The organism is Burkholderia sp. BCC1985, assembly GCF_905339915.1.
Classification (GTDB): Bacteria; Pseudomonadota; Gammaproteobacteria; order Burkholderiales; family Burkholderiaceae; genus Burkholderia.
Genome location: NZ_CAJPGY010000001.1, coordinates 130,410 through 151,461 on the forward strand (window position 1 = coordinate 130,410; position 21,052 = coordinate 151,461).

At 69.0% G+C, this 21,052-nt stretch carries 15 protein-coding genes; 7 read left to right on the forward strand and 8 right to left on the reverse strand.

The window, feature by feature from the left end; translation table 11 throughout:
• Window positions 1-47: 47 nt before the first annotated feature.
• The 5 genes from U4Z31_RS00625 to U4Z31_RS00645 all read right to left on the reverse strand — a co-directional run bounded on the left by U4Z31_RS00625 (window position 48) and on the right by U4Z31_RS00645 (window position 7,582).
• A complete protein-coding gene (locus U4Z31_RS00625; RefSeq protein ID WP_321809188.1) occupies window positions 48-1,448 on the reverse strand; it encodes a sensor domain-containing diguanylate cyclase in 1,401 nt (466 codons plus the stop codon).
• A gap of 318 nt (window positions 1,449-1,766) precedes the next feature.
• Window positions 1,767-2,945, reverse strand: a complete 1,179-nt coding sequence (locus U4Z31_RS00630) for an acetyl-CoA C-acyltransferase (RefSeq protein WP_257771443.1) — start codon at window positions 2,943-2,945, stop codon at window positions 1,767-1,769.
• 49 nt (window positions 2,946-2,994) lie between these two features.
• Entirely contained in the window at window positions 2,995-3,627 is a 633-nt protein-coding gene (gene pncA / locus U4Z31_RS00635) for a bifunctional nicotinamidase/pyrazinamidase (protein ID WP_044843660.1), read from the reverse strand.
• Between the two features lie 43 nt (window positions 3,628-3,670).
• Window positions 3,671-5,755, reverse strand: coding sequence for a 3-hydroxyacyl-CoA dehydrogenase NAD-binding domain-containing protein (locus U4Z31_RS00640; protein ID WP_321809189.1), 2,085 nt, complete (start codon window positions 5,753-5,755; stop codon window positions 3,671-3,673).
• 183 nt (window positions 5,756-5,938) lie between these two features.
• Window positions 5,939-7,582, reverse strand: coding sequence for a 3-(methylthio)propionyl-CoA ligase (locus U4Z31_RS00645; RefSeq protein ID WP_044843662.1), 1,644 nt, complete (start codon window positions 7,580-7,582; stop codon window positions 5,939-5,941).
• Window positions 7,583-7,746: 164 nt separating this feature from the next.
• On the opposite strand from U4Z31_RS00645, the gene U4Z31_RS00650 reads away from it, so the two are divergent.
• From U4Z31_RS00650 to U4Z31_RS00670, 5 genes are all read left to right on the forward strand, one after another.
• The gene (locus U4Z31_RS00650) at window positions 7,747-9,315 is read left to right on the forward strand and encodes a protein adenylyltransferase SelO (RefSeq protein ID WP_044843663.1); all 1,569 of its coding nucleotides are present in this window, start codon (window positions 7,747-7,749) and stop codon (window positions 9,313-9,315) included.
• A gap of 38 nt (window positions 9,316-9,353) precedes the next feature.
• Window positions 9,354-9,785 carry a peptide-methionine (R)-S-oxide reductase MsrB gene (gene msrB, locus U4Z31_RS00655; RefSeq protein ID WP_059529717.1) on the forward strand — a complete coding sequence of 144 codons (432 nt, stop codon included), beginning with the start codon at window positions 9,354-9,356 and terminating at the stop codon, window positions 9,783-9,785.
• Window positions 9,786-9,909: 124 nt separating this feature from the next.
• Complete coding sequence (locus tag U4Z31_RS00660) at window positions 9,910-10,440, forward strand: septation protein A (protein ID WP_006753406.1); 531 nt, start codon at window positions 9,910-9,912, stop codon at window positions 10,438-10,440.
• Between the two features lies 1 nt (window position 10,441).
• The gene (locus U4Z31_RS00665) at window positions 10,442-10,750 is read left to right on the forward strand and encodes a BolA family protein (protein ID WP_124486242.1); all 309 of its coding nucleotides are present in this window, start codon (window positions 10,442-10,444) and stop codon (window positions 10,748-10,750) included.
• A gap of 18 nt (window positions 10,751-10,768) precedes the next feature.
• Window positions 10,769-11,551 carry a peptidylprolyl isomerase gene (locus tag U4Z31_RS00670; protein ID WP_044843666.1) on the forward strand — a complete coding sequence of 261 codons (783 nt, stop codon included), beginning with the start codon at window positions 10,769-10,771 and terminating at the stop codon, window positions 11,549-11,551.
• A 182-nt stretch (window positions 11,552-11,733) separates the two neighbouring features.
• On the opposite strand, the gene U4Z31_RS00675 is transcribed toward U4Z31_RS00670, so the two are convergent.
• From U4Z31_RS00675 to purL, 3 genes are all read right to left on the reverse strand, one after another.
• Window positions 11,734-12,903 carry an acyltransferase gene (locus U4Z31_RS00675; protein WP_321809190.1) on the reverse strand — a complete coding sequence of 390 codons (1,170 nt, stop codon included), beginning with the start codon at window positions 12,901-12,903 and terminating at the stop codon, window positions 11,734-11,736.
• 227 nt (window positions 12,904-13,130) lie between these two features.
• Window positions 13,131-13,673: a GNAT family N-acetyltransferase gene (locus tag U4Z31_RS00680; protein ID WP_044843780.1), complete on the reverse strand. Its 543-nt coding sequence runs from the start codon at window positions 13,671-13,673 to the stop codon at window positions 13,131-13,133.
• Entirely contained in the window at window positions 13,673-17,737 is a 4,065-nt protein-coding gene (purL, locus tag U4Z31_RS00685) for a phosphoribosylformylglycinamidine synthase (RefSeq protein WP_321809191.1), read from the reverse strand. The genes U4Z31_RS00680 and purL overlap by 1 nt, the downstream gene beginning before the upstream one ends.
• 342 nt (window positions 17,738-18,079) lie before the next feature.
• Between purL and U4Z31_RS00690 the strand changes: the two genes are divergently transcribed.
• A complete protein-coding gene (locus tag U4Z31_RS00690) occupies window positions 18,080-19,381 on the forward strand; it encodes an FAD-dependent oxidoreductase (protein WP_321809192.1) in 1,302 nt (433 codons plus the stop codon).
• A 50-nt stretch (window positions 19,382-19,431) separates the two neighbouring features.
• Window positions 19,432-20,976 carry an NAD(P)H-hydrate dehydratase gene (locus U4Z31_RS00695; protein ID WP_321809193.1) on the forward strand — a complete coding sequence of 515 codons (1,545 nt, stop codon included), beginning with the start codon at window positions 19,432-19,434 and terminating at the stop codon, window positions 20,974-20,976.
• Window positions 20,977-21,052 lie beyond the last annotated feature (76 nt).

Sequence of the window (21,052 nt, forward strand, 5' to 3'; positions counted from 1 at the left end):
CGCTGCATCCGCGCCCACCACGCCGCCGGATGCGCGGCGCTCGTCCGTCAGTGCGCGACCACGCGATTGCGCCCGTCCCGCTTCGCCTGATACAAGCGTTCATCGACCGCGCGCAACAACGCATCGACCGTCCCGCCGTCGACCCCATACTGCGCGACGCCGACACTGACCGTCACCTGCACGCGCTTGAAATCCAGCCCGAACGGCGAACTCGCGATCGACGAACGCACGCGCTCGGCCGTCATGCGAGCGCCCTCGAGCGGCATCTCGGGCAACAGCGCCATGAACTCCTCGCCGCCGACTCGCGCGAGCGCACCGGCCGGACGTATCGCCTCGAGACACTGGCGCACGACGCCGCGCAGCACCTCGTCGCCGATCTGGTGCCCGTATGCATCGTTGATGTTCTTGAAGTTGTCGAGATCGAGCGCGAGCAGGCAAAACGGCGTGCCGTCGCGTTCCGCGCGCACGATCTCGCGCTCGACCTGTGCGATGAACTGGCGACGGTTGGACGCGCCCGTCATCGGATCGGTCGCGGCCATGTATTCGAGCTTCTGGTTCGTGCGGCGCAGTTCCTGCAACGCACTCTCGGTGCGCGCCATCGATTCCGACAGCCGGCTCATCAGGTCTTCCTGGCTGTAGATCGCCGAGAACGAGCGCGTCGTCTGCAGCGCCTGCACGACGCCGTAGCTGAGCAGGAAGAACCCGCCCGCGAAGATCGCATGCGCGAGCCACCACATGTGATTCCACGGCTTGCCGAGGATGAACGCGAGCGACGACAGCGCGAACGCCATGATCGACACGCCGTAGATCACCATCAGCGGCGAGCGGATGCGCCGCGCGAGCAGCACGCCGACGTTCAGCAGCGAAAACACCAGCGCGCCGCCTTCCATCGACAGCCGCGTACCCGGCGCGCCGGCGACCGGCGAATAGGCGATGTACGCAACCGCCACGTTGATGGTCACGAACAACACGACCCACGGCAGCCACGTGCGCGCGCGCGTACGCTTCTCCACCCGATCGGGCGGCTGCGAATACGACAGCAGGCCCGTGAGCAGCAGGATCGACATCACGAGGCGCGAGGCGGGCCCGTACAGCAGGAACAGCCAGATGTTGTGGTGCGCCATCCCGGTGAACAGACCGTGCAGCGCGTAGATCATCGCGAAGCCGAGAAAGCCGAGCGTCAGCCAGCGCAGCAGCGGCTCGCCGGACGATCGGTAGCACACCCACGTCACGTAGGTGACGAACGCGCCTTCGAGGGTCGCGGCCGCGATCGCAATTTCATGGAATGCGTGGTTCTCGAACACGACGTGCGGGTCGCTGAAGAACCACAGATAGGCAATCAGATAGGCCGGCAGCAATGCAAAACCGACCAGCAGGCATTTCGCGTAGAGCCTCGCGGCCGCGCTGACGACGCGCGGCGGTTCCCCGGCTGCATAGGTCGTGCTCAATTTGGTCCCCGTTTCGGTCTGCTGCGTGGTTCGAACGCCCACGGTGCCGGAAACGCGCGATGCATCGTCTTCGCCGGCTACCGGAAACGCGTCACGTGCGCCGGTACGACGCACGCGCTGGCCCATCCCGCCGAAAGGCAAATGTCAGAGCAAGTATAGGTGCGGCAAATCGTTTGACAAGTAAGGGGAAACGGCAGCATCGAATGCACGGTGTTTGCTTCCTGTCCCTTACGAATCGCCCACGGATTTCGCCGATTCGCATCGCGGCCGCGGTTTCGGTCCCCCGAAAGCCGCGGCCGCCCCTCCTGCGGACAAATATCAGACGATTTCGAACAGGCCGGCAGCCCCCTGCCCGCCGCCGATGCACATCGTGACGACCGCGTATTTCACGCCGCGCCGCTTGCCTTCGATCAGCGCATGGCCGGTCAGGCGCGCACCCGACACGCCGTACGGATGGCCGACCGCGATCGCGCCGCCGTTCACGTTCAAGCGGTCGTCAGGAATCCCGAGCGTGTCGCGGCAGTACAGCACTTGCACCGCGAACGCTTCGTTGAGCTCCCACAGGCCGATGTCGTCGACCTTCAGCCCCGCCTGCTTCAGCAGCTTCGGCACCGCGAACACCGGGCCGATGCCCATCTCGTCCGGCTCGCAACCGGCGACCGCAAAACCGCGGAACACGCCGAGCGGCTGCAGCCCTTCGCGCTGCGCGACATCCGCGTTCATCACCACGCACGCCGACGCGCCGTCCGAGAACTGGCTCGCGTTGCCCGCGGTGATCACGCCGCCCGGCACGGCCGAACGGATCTTCGCGACGCCCTCGAGCGTCGTGTCGGGCCGGATGCCCTCGTCGGCCGACACCGTCACGTCCTGCGTGAACAGTCGGCCCGTCGCCTTGTCGGCGATGCCTGCCCGCACGGTGATCGGCACGATCTCGTCGTTGAAGCGCCCGGCTTCCTGCGCGGCCGCGGCGCGCAGTTGCGAGCGCACGCCGTACTCGTCCTGCCGCTCCTTCGCGATCCCGTAGCGCTTTGCGACGTTCTCGGCCGTCTGGAGCATGTTCCAGTAGATCTCCGGCTTGTGCTCGACGAGCCAGCCCTCCTGGATCATGTGCCGGTTCATCTCGTTCTGCACGCACGAGATCGATTCGACGCCGCCCGCGACATACACGTCGCCCTCGCCCGCGATGATCCGCTGTGCGGCGAGCGCGATGGTCTGCAGCCCGGACGAGCAGAAACGGTTCACCGTCATCCCCGGCACGCTCACCGGCAGTCCGGCGCGCAGCGCGATCTGCCGCGCGATGTTCGCGCCGGTCGCGCCTTCGGGGTTCGCGCAGCCCATGATCACGTCCTCGATGCGCGCGGGGTCCAGCTTCGCGCGCTCGAGCGCGGCCGCGACCACGTGGCCGCCGAGCGTCGCGCCGTGCGTCATGTTGAATGCGCCACGCCACGATTTCGCGAGCGGCGTGCGTGCGGTCGATACGATTACGGCTTCGGTCATGCGAGTCTCCTTCGGTCCTGCTTGATGTTCTGCGTCGGATAGGAATGCGCTACGCCGTCGGACGTGCGCCCGCGGACGTCACGTGTGCGACGCCCGCCGCCTGCATCTGTTGCCATGCGTGCGCGAGCGACCCGTTCAGGTCGATCGCACGGCATGCGTCGTTGATCACGGCCGCCTCGAAGCCGGCCGCGCGCGCATCGAGCGCGGACCACGCGACGCAATAGTCGGTCGCGAGCCCGCAGCACCACACGCGCTTCGCGCCGAGCTCGCGCAGATAGCCGGCGAGCCCCGTGCGGGTCGTGCGATCGGCTTCGACGAACGCGGAATAACTGTCGACCTGCGCGTCGCCGCCCTTGCGGATCACGAGCCGCGCGTGCGGAATGTCGAGGTCGCGATGCAGCGCCGCGCCCTCGGTGTCCTGCACGCAGTGCACGGGCCACAGCACCTGCTCGCCGTACGGCAGCGCGAGCGTGGAAAACGGCTCGCGGCCGGGATGGTTCGCCGCGAACGACACGTGTTCGCGCGGGTGCCAGTCCTGCGTCAGCACGACCTGGTCGAAACGTTGCGCGAGCGCGTTGATCACCGGCACGACCGCGTCGCCGTCCGGCACCGCGAGTGCGCCGCCCGGCATGAAGTCGTACTGCACGTCGATCACGAGCAACACGTCGTCAGTGCGTTTCATTGCGTTTCTCCTTGCAAGCCTGGCCGCGCGGTCACGCGGGCCGTCAGCCGTTGAACCCGCGCCCGGCCCTGGCGAGCTCGACGATCGACGGCGCGAGCTGCCACGCGTCGCCGTTCGGCGCGGCCGCATAGCGGCGGATCGCGCGCTCGACGTTGTAGAGGCCGACCATGTCCGCATACAGCATCGGGCCGCCCCGCCACAGCGGGAACCCGTAGCCGGTCAGATAGACCATGTCGATGTCGGACGCCTTCGACGCGATCTTCTCCTCGAGGATCTTCGCGCCTTCGTTGACGAGCGCGAACACGAGCCGCTCGACGATCTCGTCGTCGCCGATCTTGCGCCGCTCGACGCCGCGCTCCTTCGAATACGCGACGACCATCTCGTCGACGAGCGCCGACGGCTTCGCCTTGCGCTCGCCCGGCACGTAGTCGTACCAGCCGCCGCCCGTCTTCTGGCCGAAACGGCCCTGCTCGCACAGGCGGTCGGCGATCTTCGAGTAGTGCAGATCGGGTTTCTCGACGTAGCGGCGCTTGCGGATCGCCCAGCCGATGTCGTTGCCGGCGAGGTCGCTCATCCGGAACGGGCCCATCGCGAAACCGAACTTCTCGATCGCGCGATCGACCTGCGCGGGCAGCGCGCCTTCCTCGAGCATGAAGAGCGCCTGGCGGATGTACTGCTCGATCATCCGGTTGCCGATGAAGCCGTCGCACACGCCCGACACCACCGCCGTCTTGCGGATCTTCTTGGCGACCGCCATCACGGTCGCGAGCACGTCCTTCGCGGTCTGCGCGCCGCGCACGACCTCGAGCAGCTTCATCACGTTGGCCGGGCTGAAGAAGTGCATGCCGACCACGTCCTGCGGACGCTTCGTGAACGCGGCGATCTTGTCGACATCAAGCGTCGACGTGTTCGACGCGAGGATCGCACCGGGCTTCGCCACCGCATCGAGCCGGCCGAACACCTGCTCCTTCACGCCGAGTTCCTCGAACACGGCCTCGACGATCAGGTCCGCGTCCTTCAGGTCGTCGTAGGACAGCGTCGGCGTGATCAGCGCCATGCGCGCGTCGAGCTTCTGCTGCGTGAGCTTGCCCTTCTTCACCTGCGCGTCGTAGTTCTTGCGGATCGTGGCGAGGCCGCGGTCGAGCGCGTCCTGCTTCGTCTCGAGCAGCGTGACGGGCAGGCCCGCGTTGACGAAGTTCATCGCGATCCCGCCACCCATCGTGCCCGCGCCGATCACGCCGACGCGGCGGATCTCGCGCACCGGCGTATCGGCCGGCACGTCGGGAATCTTGCTCGCCGCGCGCTCGCCGAAGAACGCGTGCCGCAGCGCGCGGCTTTCCGGCGTCATCATCAGCGCGACGAAACCGTCGCGTTCGGCGACGCTGCCCTTGTCGAAGCCGTTCAGCACGCCGGCCTCGATCGCGTCGATGCACTTGTGCGGCGCGGGGAAATTCGGCGCGGCGGCCCGCGCGGAATTGCGCGCGAACTGGATGAAGCCCGCGGCATTCTCGTGGACGATCTTGCGATCGCGCACGCGCGGATGCGGCCCCTGCTGCGCGCCGACCTTGCGCGCGAACGCGACGGCCGCATCGAGCAGGTCGCCGTCGGCCATTTCGTCGAACAATCCGCTCGTCGCAAGCTGCTCCGACGGCACCGGCGCACCCGACACGATCATGTTCAGCGCGGTTTCGAGGCCCACCGCGCGCGGCAGCCGCTGCGTGCCGCCCGCGCCCGGCAACAGGCCGAGCTTCACTTCGGGCAGCGCGACCTGCGCGCCGGGCGCCGCGACGCGATAGTGCGCGCCGAGCGCGAGCTCGAGACCGCCGCCCATCACGACGCTGTGCAGCGCCGCGACGACCGGCTTCGCGCTCGCCTCCACCGCGCGGATCACGGTGTGCAGCGTCGGCTCCTGCAAGGCCTTCGGGGTATTGAATTCGGTGATGTCGGCACCGCCCGAGAACGCGCGGCCCGCGCCGGTCAGCACGATCGCCGTGACCGACGGATCCTGCGCGGCACGATCGAGCGCGTCCATGACGCCCTGGCGCGTCGACAGGCCGAGCCCGTTGACCGGCGGATTGTTGAGCGTGATGACGGCCACGCCGTCGCGAGTCGAGTAATCCACTGCCATCTGCCTGCCTCCATGCATCGCGCGCCGGGGTGGCTGCGCTTCATTGTGCGCGGTCGAACGGCCGCATGTCCGGATCGAACGGAGGCAGCATACAACGAAAAAGCACGGTCGTTCAATTTGAATTTGTTCCCGATCCGGGGGCCGGATCGGGCGACCGCGCGGCGGGCCGTCGGCGGCTGCGGCTTACGGTGCGCAGCGCGCCGTCGGCAGCACGTAGTCGCGGAACGTCTCGCGCAGCTTCAGCTTCTGCAGCTTGCCGGTCGCGGTGTGCGGCAGCGATTCGACGAACACGACATCGTCGGGCACCCACCACTTCGCGACCTTGCCTTCGTAGAACGCGAGCAGCGCGTCGCGGGTCAGGTTCGCCCCCTCGCGCGGCACCACGACGAGCAGCGGACGCTCGGTCCATTTCGGGTGCGCGCACGCGATGCACGCGGCTTCGGCGACGCCCGGGTGCGCGATCGCGACGTTCTCGATGTCGATCGAGCTGATCCACTCGCCGCCGGACTTGATCACGTCCTTGCTGCGGTCGGTGATCTGCAGGAAGCCGTCGGGGTCGATCGTCGCGACGTCGCCGGTCGGGAACCAGCCGTCCGACAGCGGCGACGTATCGCCCTTGAAGTAGTGATCGATCACCCAGGGCCCGCGCACCTGCAGCTCGCCGAACGCGACGCCGTCCCACGGCAGTTCGCGGCCGTCGTCGCCGACGATCCGCATGTCGACACCGCAGATCACGCGCCCCTGCTTCTCCAGCAACCGGCGCTGCACGTCGAGCGGCCGCTGCGACTGCGCCCAGTTGAGCTTCGCGAGCGTGCCGAGCGGCGACAGCTCGGTCATTCCCCACGCGTGGATCACGCGCACGCCGTATTCGTCCTCGAACGTGCGCAGCATCGCGGGCGGGCAAGCCGAACCGCCGATCACCGTGCGGTTCAGCGTCGAGAAGCGCACGCCGGCCTCGCGCATGTAGTTCAGCAGCCCGAGCCACACGGTCGGCACGCCCGCGGAGAACGTCACGCGTTCGGCCTCCATCAGTTCGTACAGCGACTTGCCGTCGAGGTCCTTGCCGGGCAGCACGAGCTTGCCGCCGGTGAGCGGCACCGCGTACGGCAGCCCCCAAGCGTTCACATGGAACATCGGCACGACGGGCAACACCGCGTCCAGCGCCGACAGGTTCATCGCGTCGGGCAGCGCGGCGCCGTAGGCGTGCAGCACCGTCGAGCGATGTGAATACAGCACGCCCTTCGGATTGCCGGTCGTGCCCGACGTGTAGCACAGGCCGGACGCCTGTAGTTCGTCGAGGCGCGGCCAGTCGTAGCGGCCGTCCTCGGCGTCGACGAGCGTTTCGTAGCACAGGTACGGCGTCGCGCCGGACGGCAGGTGCGCGGCATCCGTCATCGCGATCCAGCCCTTCACGTGCGGGCACTGCGGCGCGATCGCGTCGACGAGCGGCGCGAAATTGATGTCGAAGAAGACGTAGCGGTCTTCCGCGTGGTTGACGATGTAGGCGATCTGCTCGGGAAAGAGCCGCGGGTTGATCGTGTGGCACACGGCGCCCATCCCGCCGATTCCGTAGTACGCCTCCAGATGCCGGTAGCCGTTCCAGGCCAGCGTGCCGACACGATCGCCAGCTTCGACGCCGAGCCGTGCGAGCGCCTGCGCGAGGCGCTTCGCGCGCTGCTCGCAGTCGCGGTACGTGTAGCGATGCAGGTCGCCTTCCACGCGCCGCGACACGATCTCCGTGTCGCCCGCATAACGCGCGGCATGCGCGATCAGCGACGACACCAGCAACGGCATGTCCATCATCTGGCCCAGCAACGGCTTACCCATCGTCTTGTTCTCCCGGAAGGACGCGAATCGGTGACCAGCCTCGAAGCGATGCGCCAGCCTGCAACCCGTCCACGGCCCGGACCGGCCTGGCGCAAGGCGCGCGGGCCGCCATGCGGGCGGCGCGGCGCCGCCTTACAATATCGGCTTACCCAGAGGCGCTCAACATGTCGTTTTCCCGAAGCGCAGCCGCTACGGCTGACACTCTCCCCGACCTCGCCGCCACGCTCGGCGCGCCGGCCGTCGGCGCGTTCGTCGCACTCGGCGACGCGTTTCATACGCGGCTGCCGGCAGCACCGCTGCCCGCGCCGTACGTCGTCGGCTTTTCCGACGAAGTCGCGCGCCTGCTCGGCCTGCCGGCGTCGCTCGCCGCCCAACCCGGATTCGCCGAGCTGTTCGCCGGCAACCCGACGCGCGACTGGCCCGCGAGCGCGATGCCGTACGCGTCGGTGTATTCCGGCCACCAATTCGGCGTGTGGGCCGGCCAGCTCGGCGACGGCCGCGCGCTGACGATCGGCGAACTCGCCGGCACCGACGGCCGGCGCTACGAACTGCAGATCAAGGGCGGCGGCCGCACGCCGTATTCACGGATGGGCGACGGCCGCGCGGTGCTGCGTTCGTCGATCCGCGAATTCCTGTGCTCGGAAGCGATGCATCACCTCGGCATTCCGACCACCCGCGCGCTCACGGTGATCGGCTCCGACCAGCCGGTGGTGCGCGAGGAGATCGAGACGTCGGCCGTCGTCACGCGCGTGTCGGAGAGCTTCGTGCGCTTCGGCCACTTCGAGCACTTCTTCTCGAACGATCGCCCGGACCTGCTGCGCCAGCTCGCCGATCACGTGATCGAGCGCTTCTATCCCGCATGCCGCGACGCCGACGATCCGTACCTCGCGCTGCTCGAAGCCGCGACGCTGCGCACGGCCGACCTCGTCGCGCAGTGGCAGGCGGTCGGCTTCTGTCACGGCGTGATGAACACCGACAACATGTCGATCCTCGGCGTGACGATCGACTACGGCCCGTTCGGCTTCGTCGACGCGTTCGACGCGAACCACATCTGCAACCACTCCGACACGAGCGGCCGCTACGCGTACCGGATGCAGCCGCGCATCGCGCACTGGAACTGCTACTGCCTCGCGCAGGCGCTGCTGCCGCTGATCGGGCTGCAGCACGGCATCGCCGACGACGATGCGCGCGCCGAGCGAGCGGTCGACGACGCGCAGGCCGTGCTCGCGAAGTTTCCGGAACGCTTCGGCCCCGCGCTCGAGCGCGCGATGCGCGCGAAGCTCGGCCTCGAGCTCGAACGCGAGAACGACGCCGAGCTCGCGAACAAGCTGCTCGAAACGATGCACGCGAGCCATGCGGACTTCACGCTGACGTTCCGCCGCCTCGCGCAGATCTCGAAGCACGACGCGAGCCGCGACGCGCCGGTGCGCGACCTGTTCATCGATCGCGACGCGTTCGACGCGTGGGCGAACCTCTACCGCGCGCGGCTGTCCGAGGAAACGCGCGACGACGCGGCCCGCGCGGCCGCGATGAATCGCGTGAACCCGAAATACGTGCTGCGCAACCATCTGGCCGAAGTCGCGATCCGGCGCGCGAAGGAAAAGGATTTTTCCGAAGTCGAACGACTCGCGCAGGTGCTGCGCCGCCCGTTCGACGAACAACCGGAACATGAAGCGTATGCGGCATTGCCGCCCGACTGGGCCGGGTCGCTCGAAGTGAGCTGCTCGTCGTGACCCGACCGACCCGACCGACCGATCAGGAGAACTCCCCCATGTCACACGATTCCGACGACAAGACCTTCCCGTACCAGAAGGACGACGCCGAACTGCGCCGCCGGCTCACGCCGATGCAGTACGAGGTCACGCAGCATGCGGCGACCGAGCGCGCGTTCACCGGCGAATACACCGACACCGAGGACGCCGGCATCTACAAGTGCGTCGTCTGCAGCACACCGCTGTTCGAATCCGGCGCCAAGTTCCATTCGGGCTGCGGCTGGCCCAGCTACTTCAAGCCGCTCAACGGCGAGGTGATCGACGAGAAGATCGACCGCTCGCACGGAATGGTGCGCGTCGAGGTCCGCTGCAACCATTGCGGCGCGCATCTCGGCCACGTGTTCGAGGACGGCCCGCGCGACAAGACCGGTTTGCGGTACTGCATCAATTCGGCTGCGTTAAACTTCGAGTCCCGACCCGAAAACGAATGAGCGGCACCGGACGGATCGGTCGGACAGCCTTGCCGGCTGCCCCGATCCCGGACGGTGGCGCCCGGCGGGTCCCCACAACGGTGAAAGGCCGCGCGATGCGGCCTTTCACGCAGCTGCGAGCGCCATGAAATTCCTGTTCGATCTGTTTCCGATCATCCTGTTTTTCGCCGCCTTCAAGGTCTGGGGCATCTTCACCGCCACCGCCGTCGCGATCGTCGCGACGCTGGCCCAGGTCGCGTGGGTCGCCTTCCGGCACCGGAAGGTCGACACGATGCTGTGGGTCAGTCTCGGCGTGATCGTCGTGTTCGGCGGCGCTACCCTCGTCCTGCATGACGAGAAATTCATTCAATGGAAACCGACTGTGCTGTACTGGCTGTTTGCGATCGGGCTGCTCGCCGCGCGCTATGCGTTCGGCAACAACCTGATCGAGAAGATGATGGGCAAGCAGCTGACGCTGCCGCACCCCGTGTGGGACAAGCTGAACGTCGCGTGGGCGCTGTTCTTCGCGGTGCTCGGCGTCGCGAACCTGTACGTGGTGCACAACTACACCGAATCGCAGTGGGTGAACTTCAAGCTGTTCGGCACGACGGGCGCGATGGTCGTGTTCATCATCCTGCAGAGCCTGTGGCTCACGAAGTACCTGAAGGACGAATGACATGACCGACGCTTTCCTCGACGCCTCGCCCGACGAACGTATCGCGCTGATCGAAGCGCGCCTCACCGCCGCGCTCGCGCCGCTGTCGCTCGCGGTGCGCGACGACAGCGCGCAGCACGCGGGCCACGCCGGCGCCGCTGCCGGCGGCCACTTCACGGTCACGATCGTGTCGGCCGCGTTCGCGGGCAAGCCGCGCGTCGCGCGCCACCGGCTGGTGTATGATGCGCTCGCTGATGCGATGCAGCGCGGCATTCACGCGCTCGCGATCGTGGCTTACACGCCCGAAGAATTCAACGAATCTTCAATCTAGTCTCAACAGGAATTCCCGATGATCCTGAAATCCCCCCGCCTGTGGGTCGCGGCGGCTGCTTTTGCAGCGGCACCGGCATTCGCCCAGAACATCGCCGTCGTCAACGGCACGCCGATTCCGAAGTCGCGCGCCGATGCGATGGTCGCGCAGCTCGTCCAGCAAGGCCAGACCGACAGCCCGCAACTGCAGCAGGCCGTGCGCCAGGAACTCGTGAACCGCGAAATCCTGATGCAGGAAGCGATCCGCGAAGGCATCCCGAACCGCCCGGACGTGAAGGCGCAGGTCGCCGTCGCGCAGCAGACGGTCGTGCTGCGCTCGATGATCGAGAGCTTCCTGAAGAAGAACCAGCCGACCGACGCGGAAGTGAAGGCGCGTTATGACGACCTCGTGAAGGGTGCCGGCGGCAACCGCGAGTATCACCTGCACCACATCCTCGTCGACAGCGAGCAGCAGGCGAAGGACCTGATCGCGAAGATCAAGGGCGGCGCGAAGTTCGAGGACCTGGCGAAGCAATACTCGAAGGATCCGGGCTCGGGCAAGAACGGCGGCGACCTCGACTGGTCCGACCCGAAGGCGTACGTGCCGGAATTCGCGGCCGCGGCGCAGAAGCTGCAGAAAGGCCAGATGACCGACGCGCCGGTGAAGACGCAGTTCGGCTGGCACATCATCCGTGTCGACGACGTCCGCGACATCGCCCCGCCGCCGTTCGACCAGGTGAAGGCGCAGATCGCGCAGCAGCTCGTGCAGCAGAAGCTGCAGGCGTTCGAGGAAGGCCTGCGCCAGCAGGCGAAAATCCAGTAACGTCGGCGACGATCGCCCACGCGAAGGCCGCTCCCTGGAGCGGCCTTTTTCATGTGCGCTTGCGGTGCGCGCCGACGCGCAACCAACGCGTCGCCATCGTCGCTCGTGTCGCGAGTGCCGGCCCGTGCCGGCACTCGCACTCGCGCCGATCCCGACGTCAGCGCCAGCGCATGCACATCGCGCTACGCCTTCGCCGGCGCTGCCGATCGCGCACGCGCCCGGTCGGTTGCGAACGTCCTCGCGAGCACGCCGAGTACCGGCTGTTCGATCAGCCGATACGCACCTGCTCCAACCACGGCGACGAGCGCGAGACCGCCAGCGACGATCCAGTCCGCACCGACCTGCTGCCCCGCGCCGTGCTTGAGCGCCGTCGCGACGGCCGCCACGACGAAGTTGTGCGTCAGGTAGATCGAATACGACGCGTTGCCCAGCAACACCAGCGCGCTGTCCGCGACCGGTCGCACGTGGTCGATCAGCACCGCGCCCAGCACCAGCAGGAACGCCGGACCGCCGTAGACGAGCGCACGCGGCGCATGACCGACGAACAGCGCCATCGGCGGATTGCCCACACCGTCCGCGCCGGCCAGTGCCGCGCCGAGCAGCCCGAGCACACCCGCGACGACCAGCATCCGGCCGACGGCCAGCATCGCGGCGGGCGTCCAGCGATCGCGCACGGCTGCATACACCATCGCCGCGACGATGCCGAGCAGGAATTCGCCGATCAGTTGCGCGCCGGTCAGCATCGTGACCGACGTCGGCGCACCGAGCAGGTGGCAGGCCACGCCGACCGTCAGGAAGGCGGACGCGAGAAACGGCAGCAGCAGGCGGCGCAAGCCGAGCGCGATCGCAACGGCGAATGCGAAATAGAAGTAGATCTCGTAGCCGAGCGTCCAGCCCTGCTCCAGAAACGGCCGCCAGATACCGTCCGGATTCGCCGCCGGCCACAACAGGTACGAGCAGATCAGGTAATGGAGCGTCGCGTGATGACTCTTCAGCACGAGATGCGCGCTCCACATCGCCACGAGCACGGTGGTCCACATCCAGTACAGCGGATAGATCCGCAGCACCCGCCGCTTCAGGAACCGGCCGGCCGCGGCCCACCCGGCCGCATCGCGGCGATGCGTATGCAAGATGATGAAGCCGCTGATCACGAAGAACAGGTCGACGCCCGCATTGCCGATCGCCGCGAAATTGCGCGTGTTGATCCATGCGGGCGCAGGGTGATAGAGCGGCATCGCGGCGGCGAAATGCCAGAACGCCACCAGCAGCGCCGCAACGGCCCGCAGGATCTGGATCGAGTGCAGTTGCGCGCGCGCCTCGCCTGCACGGCCGCTGTAGCTGTCCGAATTCATTTCGATGACTCCCGTTGACGCGGACACCGTAGCAAGGGCGGACGATCCGCTGCGTGTGCCGGATCACTGAAACGCGATTGGCCGGCGCGATTGCGCCGGTCGGCGGGCGGGACAGGAAAAATGGATGACGAAAACGGCGCTACGCAAAGAAAAAGCCGCGTCGAAGCGGCTTTTCAGTTCATTCGGTCGAGTCCGGCGAGATCGCACACGGCCGGCGCACCGAACCGTTACACCGGATGGAACACGTCGTGATAGCGGACGTCGCCCGATGGCCGCGGCGCGGCGTCGTCGAATGCCAAGGCGAGGAAGTGCTCGGGCGGCGCATCCGCGAACACGAGATCGCCGGACGGCACGAAACCGAAACGCGCGTAGTACCCGGGATCACCGAGCACGACGCAGCCGCGCGCGCCGAGCCGGCGCAACGCGTCGAGCCCCGCACGCACGAGCCCCGCGCCGATGCTCTGGCGCCGGCATTCGGGCAGTACCGCGAGCGGCGCGAGCCCGTACCACTGCTGGCTGCCTGCCGGCTCGCCGCCGATCGAGACCGGCGAGAACGCGACATGGCCGATCACGCGCTCGTCGCGCTCCGCGACGAGCGACACGCCGAGCGCGCCATCCGCGCGCAACGCGTCGACGATCCGCCGCTCGAACGCGCCGTGCTGCGGCGCGTCCGCGAACGCGGCCACGATCACGCGACCGATCGCCTCGACGTCGCTCGCGCGCTCATCGCGCAGCGTGACGATCTCGACCGGCGCGTGCGGATCGAACATCAGCCGATCCAGCGGCGTGCGTTGCGGAACACGCGCATCCACGGGCTTGCTTCGCCCCAGCCTTCCGGATGCCAGCTCATCGTGACCGTGCGGTGCACGCGCTCCATGTGCGGCATCAGCACCGAGAAGCGGCCGTCGGCCGTCGTGACCGACGTGATGCCGGCCGGCGACCCGTTCGGGTTGAACGGATAACGCTCGGTCGCTTCGCCGCGGTGGTCGACGTAGCGCATCGCGACCGCGACGCGGTCGATGTCGCCTTGCTGCGAGAAGTCCGCATAGCCTTCGCCGTGCGCGACCGCCACCGGAATCCGCGAGCCTTCCATCCCCGCGAAGAAGATCGACGGCGACTTCTCCACTTCGACGAACGAGAAGCGCGCCTCGAACTGCTCGGACTTGTTGCGCGTGAACTTCGGCCACGCTTCGGCGCCCGGGATCATCGACGCGAGGCTCGACAGCATCTGGCAGCCGTTGCAGATGCCGAGCGCGAACGTGTCGGGGCGCGCGAAGAAGGCCGAGAACATGTCGGCGAGATTCGCGTTGAAGCGGATCGTCTTCGCCCAGCCTTCGCCCGCGCCCAGCACGTCGCCGTACGAGAAGCCGCCGCATGCCACCGCGCCCGCGAAATCGGCGAGCGTCGCGCGGCCGGCCAGCAGGTCGCTCATGTGCACGTCGTGCGCATCGAAGCCCGCACGGTCGAATGCGTATGCCGTTTCGAGGTGCGAGTTCACGCCCTGCTCGCGCAGGATCGCGACGCGCGGGCGCGCGCCCGTCGCGATGAACGGTGCTGCGATGTCGTCGGCCGGATCGAACGTGAGCACCGGCGAGATGCCCGGGTCGGCCGCATCGAGCAGCGCGTCGTATTCGGCGTCCGCGCAGGCGGGGTTGTCGCGCAGGCGCGCGATGCGCCAGCTCACTTCGCCCCATGCGCGATGGAGTTCCGCGCGCGGCGCGTCGAACACCTTCTTCGCGTCGCGGTACACCTCGATCACGTCGCGATCGTTGACCGTGCCGATCACGTGCGAGCACGCCGACAGGCCGAACTCGCGCAGCGCACCGAGCACCGCGTCGCGATCGGCCGCGCGCACCTGCACGACGGCACCGAGTTCTTCCGAGAACAGCGCGCGCAGCGTGCGATCCTCGCGACGGCCGCTCGTCTGCTTCGCCCAGTCCTTCGCGTCGCCGTAGTCGGATTCGTGATTCGGGTCGAGCGTCAGCATGTCGACGTTCAGCGACACGCCCGCGTGACCCGCGAACGCCATTTCGCACACCGTCGCCCACAGGCCGCCGTCCGAGCGGTCGTGGTACGCGAGCAGCTTGCCTTGCGCGTTGAGCGACTGGATCGCGTTGAAGAAGCGCTTCAGGTCTTCCGGATCGTCGACGTCCGGCGTCGTGTCACCGACCTGCTGCGTGACCTGCGCGAAGATGCTGCCGCCCATGCGGTTCTTGCCGCGGCCGAGATCGATCGCGATCAGCACGCTGTCGCCTGCGTCGGCGATGCGGCGCAGTTGCGGCGTCAGGTGACGGCGCACGTCTTCGACCGGCGCGAACGCGGAGATGATCAGCGACACCGGCGACACGACTTCCTTCGCGACGCCCTGCTCGTCCCACTTCGTCTTCATCGACAACGAGTCCTTGCCGACCGGGATGCCGATCCCGAGCGCCGGGCACAGCTCCATGCCGATCGCCTTGACCGTGTCGAACAGCGCGGCGTCCTCGCCGGCCGTGCCGCACGCGGCCATCCAGTTCGCCGACAGCTTCAGCTTGTCGAGCGACGCGATCGGCGCGCTCGCGATGTTCGTGATCGCCTCGCCGACCGCCATGCGGCCCGACGCCGGCGCGTCGATCACCGCGAGCGGCGTGCGCTCGGCCATCGTCATCGCCTCGCCCTTGAAGCCCGCGTAGTCGAGCGCGGTCACCGCGCAGTCGGCCACCGGCACCTGCCACGGGCCGACCATCTGGTCGCGCACCGACGTGCCGCCGACCGAACGGTCGCCGATCGTGATCAGGAACGACTTGCTGCCGACCGTCGGGTGCTTCAGCACGTCGACCGCGATTTCCGACAGCGCGACGCCCGTCACGTCGACCGGCGCGCGCTCGGTCGCGACACGCGTGACGTCGCGATGCATGCGCGGCGGCTTGCCGAGCAGCACTTCCATCGGCATGTCGACCGGGTATTCTTCGGTGCCCTTCGCTTCGTCGTCGACGAGCTTCAGCTGGCGTTCGTCGGTCGCGATACCGACCACCGCGAACGGGCAGCGCTCGCGTGCGCAGATCGCCTCGAAGCGCGGCAGATCAGCCGGCGCGATCGCCAGCACGTAGCGCTCCTGCGCCTCGTTCGACCAGATTTCGCGCGGCGACAGGCCCGATTCCTCGAGCGCGACCTTGCGCAGTTCGAAGCGTGCGCCCTTGCCCGCGCCGTCGACGATCTCGGGGAACGCGTTCGACAGGCCGCCCGCGCCGACGTCGTGGATGCTCAGGATCGGGTTTTCCGCGCCGAGCTGCCAGCAGCCGTTGATCACTTCCTGCGCGCGCCGCTCGATTTCCGGGTTGCCGCGCTGCACCGAGTCGAAGTCGAGTTCGGCCGTGTTCGCGCCGGTCGCCATCGAGCTCGCCGCGCCGCCGCCCATGCCGATCCGCATGCCGGGGCCGCCGATCTGGATCAGCAGCGAGCCGGCCGGCACGTCGTGCTTGTGCGTGTGCTGATCCGCGATGTTGCCGAGGCCGCCCGCGATCATGATCGGCTTGTGATAGCCGTGCACCTTCCCGCCGACGTTCTGCTCGTACACGCGGAAATAGCCGCCGAGGTTCGGCCGGCCGAATTCGTTGTTGAACGCGGCGCCGCCGAGCGGGCCGTCGATCATGATCTGCAGCGGCGACGCGATGCGGTCCGGACGGCCATACGGGCCGTGCTGCTCGTTCGGGTTGCGCTCGGCGACCGGCTGCGCCGCGTCGCGTGCGTTCTCCCACGACTGGCGTGCGTCCGGCAGGTCGAGGTTCGACACCGTGAAGCCCGTGAGGCCGGCCTTCGGACGCGCACCGCGGCCCGTCGCGCCTTCGTCGCGGATCTCGCCGCCCGCGCCGGTCGCCGCGCCCGGGAACGGCGAGATCGCCGTCGGGTGGTTGTGCGTCTCGACCTTCATCAGCGTGTGTGTGAGCTCGGTGTGGCGCCCGTAGCGCTCGCCCGGCTCGCCGGCCGCGCCCGCGTTGCGCGGGAACCAGCGCTCGGCTTCGGCGCCGACCATGATCGACGAGTTGTCCGAATACGCGACGATCGTGCCTTGCGGGCTCAGCTTCTCGGTGTTGCGGATCATCGCGAACAGCGACATGTCCTGCGCTTCGCCGTCGATCGTCCAGTTCGCGTTGAAGATCTTGTGACGGCAGTGCTCGCTGTTCGCCTGCGCGAACATCATCAGCTCGACGTCGGTCGGGTTGCGTTCGAGCTTGCGGAACGCGTCGACCAGGTAGTCGATCTCGTCGTCGGCGAGCGCGAGGCCCAGCTCGACGTTCGCGCGCTCGAGCGCGGCACGGCCGACGCCCAGCACGTCGACGGTCGCGAGCGGCTTGGCCGGCAGCTCGTCGAACAGGTGCTTCGCGTCGTCGCGCGCGGCGACCACGCTTTCGGTCATCCGGTCATGCAGCGCGGCTGCCACCGCGGCGCGCGCGTCGTCGGACAGCGCCTTCTTGCCGCCGAGCAGGCCCGACTTCAGCGTGACCGTGAATTCGACGCCGCGCTCGATGCGGCGCACCTGCGTGAGGCCGCAGTGCTGCGCGATGTCGGTCGCCTTGCTCGCCCACGGCGAAACGGTGCCGAAGCGCGGCAGCACGACGAAGGTCTCGGTCGTGCCCTTCTCGGCCGCCGGCTCGAACGGCGCGCCGTAGTGCATCAGCGCGTCGATGCGCGCGCTGTCGTCGGCCGACAGCGGCTCGGCCGCATTGACGAAGTGCAGGAACTGGCCGCGTACCGCGACGATGTTGGCGTCGATTTGCCTGAGCGTGTCGAGCAGACGGGTTTGACGGAAATCGGAGAGGGCCGAAGCGCCGGGAAAACACGAGAAGTGAGCCATGGGCTGGACTGACGTCGATGAGTCGCGCGAGGTGGCGACGTGGGGCGAAAGGAAGGCCGTAATTATACCCGGAAGTCGGTCATCCCAGACCGGCTGATCGGCACCCTGATCGGCACCCATCACGCACCGCAACGGTGCACCGGCATCCGCCGCGCCCGGCCGGCCGCCGGGCCAGCGTGCGCGGCCGCGGTGGCCTGTGACGGCAAGACGGCGGAATCGGATGGGGTTGCGTGGCACCGGTTCGCGCGATTTTGGCGCTATCATTCCCGGTTCACCGGGCCGGGGGCCCGTCAGCGAATTCTCACCGGGCGGCGTGCGCGCCGCCCGTCATCGAAGCAATCCATGGATGTCATCGTCATCGGCGGCGGAATCAGCGGCGTCGCCACCGCCTACCAGCTGCGCGCGGCCGGCCATCGCGTGTGCGTGGTCGAACGCCACGCGACCGTCGCGCAGGGCGCGACCTACGGCGACGGCGGCACGCTGCTGCCGAGCCCGCTCGACGTCTGGTTCGGCCCGACCTTCATGCGCCAGCGCCAGCCGCGCGACACCGGCATCGTCTACAAGCCGGGCTTCAACGGCGGCGTGCGCCGCTTCGTCAAGCAGCTCGCCGCGCTGCGCGAACCCGATGCATTCACCGCGCAGTATGCACGGCTGCGCCCGCTGATCGACGCGTCGCGCGAGTCGCTCGCCGACATCGAGGCGCGCTTCCAGCTCGAATTCGAGCAGAAAGCCGGGATCCTGCACGTCGTGCGCGACCCGCGCGACTGGGAAGCGCTGCAGCCGGCGCTCGACCTGCTGCGCGCGCTCGACCAGCCGTACCGCGTGCTCACCGCCGACGAATGCGCGGCGCTCGAGCCGTCGGTGCCGGCCGAGCCCGGCTTCGCCGGCGGCGTGCTGCTCGAGAGCGAGCGCACCGGAAACTGCCCGCTGTTCGCGAAACTGGTCAAGCAGACGCTCGACGAGCACGGCGTGCAGTTCCGCTTCGGCGCGGACGTCGCGGCGATCCGCGTCGACACCGGCCGCGCCGCGATCGAGCTCGCACCGGCCCGCGGACGGCACGCGAAGAAGGCGCACGAGGTCGACGTGATGGCGGCCGACGCGATCGTGGTCGCTGCCGGCGCCGGCAGCCTGCCGCTGCTGGAGCGGCTCGGCTGGCGGCTGCCGCTGCACCCGGTCCGCGCGCATACGCTGACCGCGCCGGTCGCGTACGAAGAACATGCGCCGCACCTGAGCGTCGTCGATTCGATCAAGCGGATCTCGATCACGCGCACCCACCAGCGGCTGCGCATCGGCGGCGGCGCCGTGCTGCAAAGTCTCGCCGACACCGCGAAGCCGCTCCCCGAGCCACTGTCCGAAGCCGCGCTCGCGCTGCTCGGCCAGGCCGTCCACGACTGGGTGCCGGGCGCCGCGAAGATTTCCGCCGCGCTGTCGTGGCAAGGCACGCAACTGCTGTCGCCGGACGGCCTGCCGGTCGTCGGTCCGACCCCGCATCCGCGCGTGTTCGCCAATTTCGGTCACGGCCCGGCCGGTTGGGGCCTCGCGTGCGGGTCTGCTAAAGTGGTGACGGACTGTCTGGCCGGCGACACGCAGCAGTGGCCCGCCGACACGCTCGCCGCGCTCAGCGCCGCGCGCTTCACGACCTGACCGCCGCGGGCCCGTCCCGGGGCGCTTCCTCCCGCCGCCATGACCCCGCGATGACGAATACCCGCCCGCTTCCCGATTCCGTCCCGCTCGCGCTGCTGCGCGTCGCCGACCTGCGCGCGGCCGAGGCCGCCGCGACCGCCGAACTGCCGCCGCACACGCTGATGGGCCGCGCGGGCGCCGCCGCCGCGCGCTGGCTGTCCGAACGGGTCGCCGGCGACGACCGCCCGGTCTGGTTCGCGGTCGGCCCCGGCAACAACGGCGGCGACGCGCTGGTGGCCGCCGCGCAGCTGCAGCAGCTCGGTGTCGCGACGCAGGCCTGGATGCCCGTACCGGTCAAGCCGGACGATGCGCAATGGGCGCTCGGCCTCGCGCGCGCGGCCGGCGTGCCGCTGTCGACCGAACCGCCCGCCTCGCTCGACGATTACGCCTGGGTCGTCGACGGACTGTTCGGCATCGGCCTCGGTCGCGCGCTCGACGGTCCGTTCGCCACCCAGGCCGCGCGCATCGCCGCGCATGCCCGAAGCGGCGGCCGCGTGCTCGCGCTCGACGCGCCGAGCGGACTGGACAGCGACACGGGCCGGATCGTCGGCGCGGGCGTCGCGGTCGCCGCGACCCACACGCTCACCTTCATCGGCGCGAAACCGGGCCTTTACACCGGTGACGGCCGCGACCTCGCCGGCCAGATCGACATCGCGTCGCTCGACGTCGCCCCACCCGCCGCGCCGGCCATCGTGCTGAATGCACCGGCACGATTCGCCGCCGCATTGCCCGCCCGCGCGTTCGCGTCGCACAAGGGCACGTTCGGCAGCCTCGCGGTGCTCGGCGGCGACACGGGCATGTGCGGCGCGCCGATCCTCGCCGCGCGCGCCGCGCTGTTCGCGGGCGCCGGCAAGGTGCATGTCGGTTTTCTCGGCGCCGGCGCGCCGCCGTACGACCCGCCGTTTCCCGAACTGATGCTGCATCCCGCGGACGGCCTCGACCTCGACGCGATGTCCGCGATCGCAGCAGGCTGCGGCCTCGGCACGCGCGAGGCCGCAGCCACCCTCGTGCGCGACGTGCTCGCGCACGATGCCGTGACGCTGCTCGACGCCGACGCGCTGAACCTCGTCGCGACGCACGCCGACCTCGCGGCCGCCGTGGCCGCCCGCGGCACGCGCGGCAATGCGTGCGTGCTGACGCCGCATCCGCTCGAGGCAGCGCGGCTACTCGGCAGCGACACGGCGTCGGTACAGCACGATCGACTGGCCGCGGCCCAGGCGCTCGCCACGCGCTACGCGAGCGTCGTCGTCCTGAAGGGTTCGGGCACGGTGATCGCCGCGCCCGACGGCCGCCTGACGATCAACCCGACCGGCAATGCGGCGCTCGCCACCGGCGGCACCGGCGACGTGCTCGGCGGCCTGATCGGCGCGTTGCTCGCGCAGCGCGTCGCGCCGTACGAGGCCGCACTCGCGGGCGTCTACCTGCACGGCCTCGCGGCCGATACGCTGACCGCGCACGGCACCGGGCCGGCCGGCCTCACCGCGGGCGAACTCGCGCCGATGGTGCGCACGCTGATCAATCGCCTTTTTTACCCGTCGCCGCGCGCCGACATGTAACGCCGCTATACTGAGTGCCCCCGCCGCACGGCGGGCCCGCTCGTCCGCCGGCCTTCCGATCCCGAGGCGCCGGCGC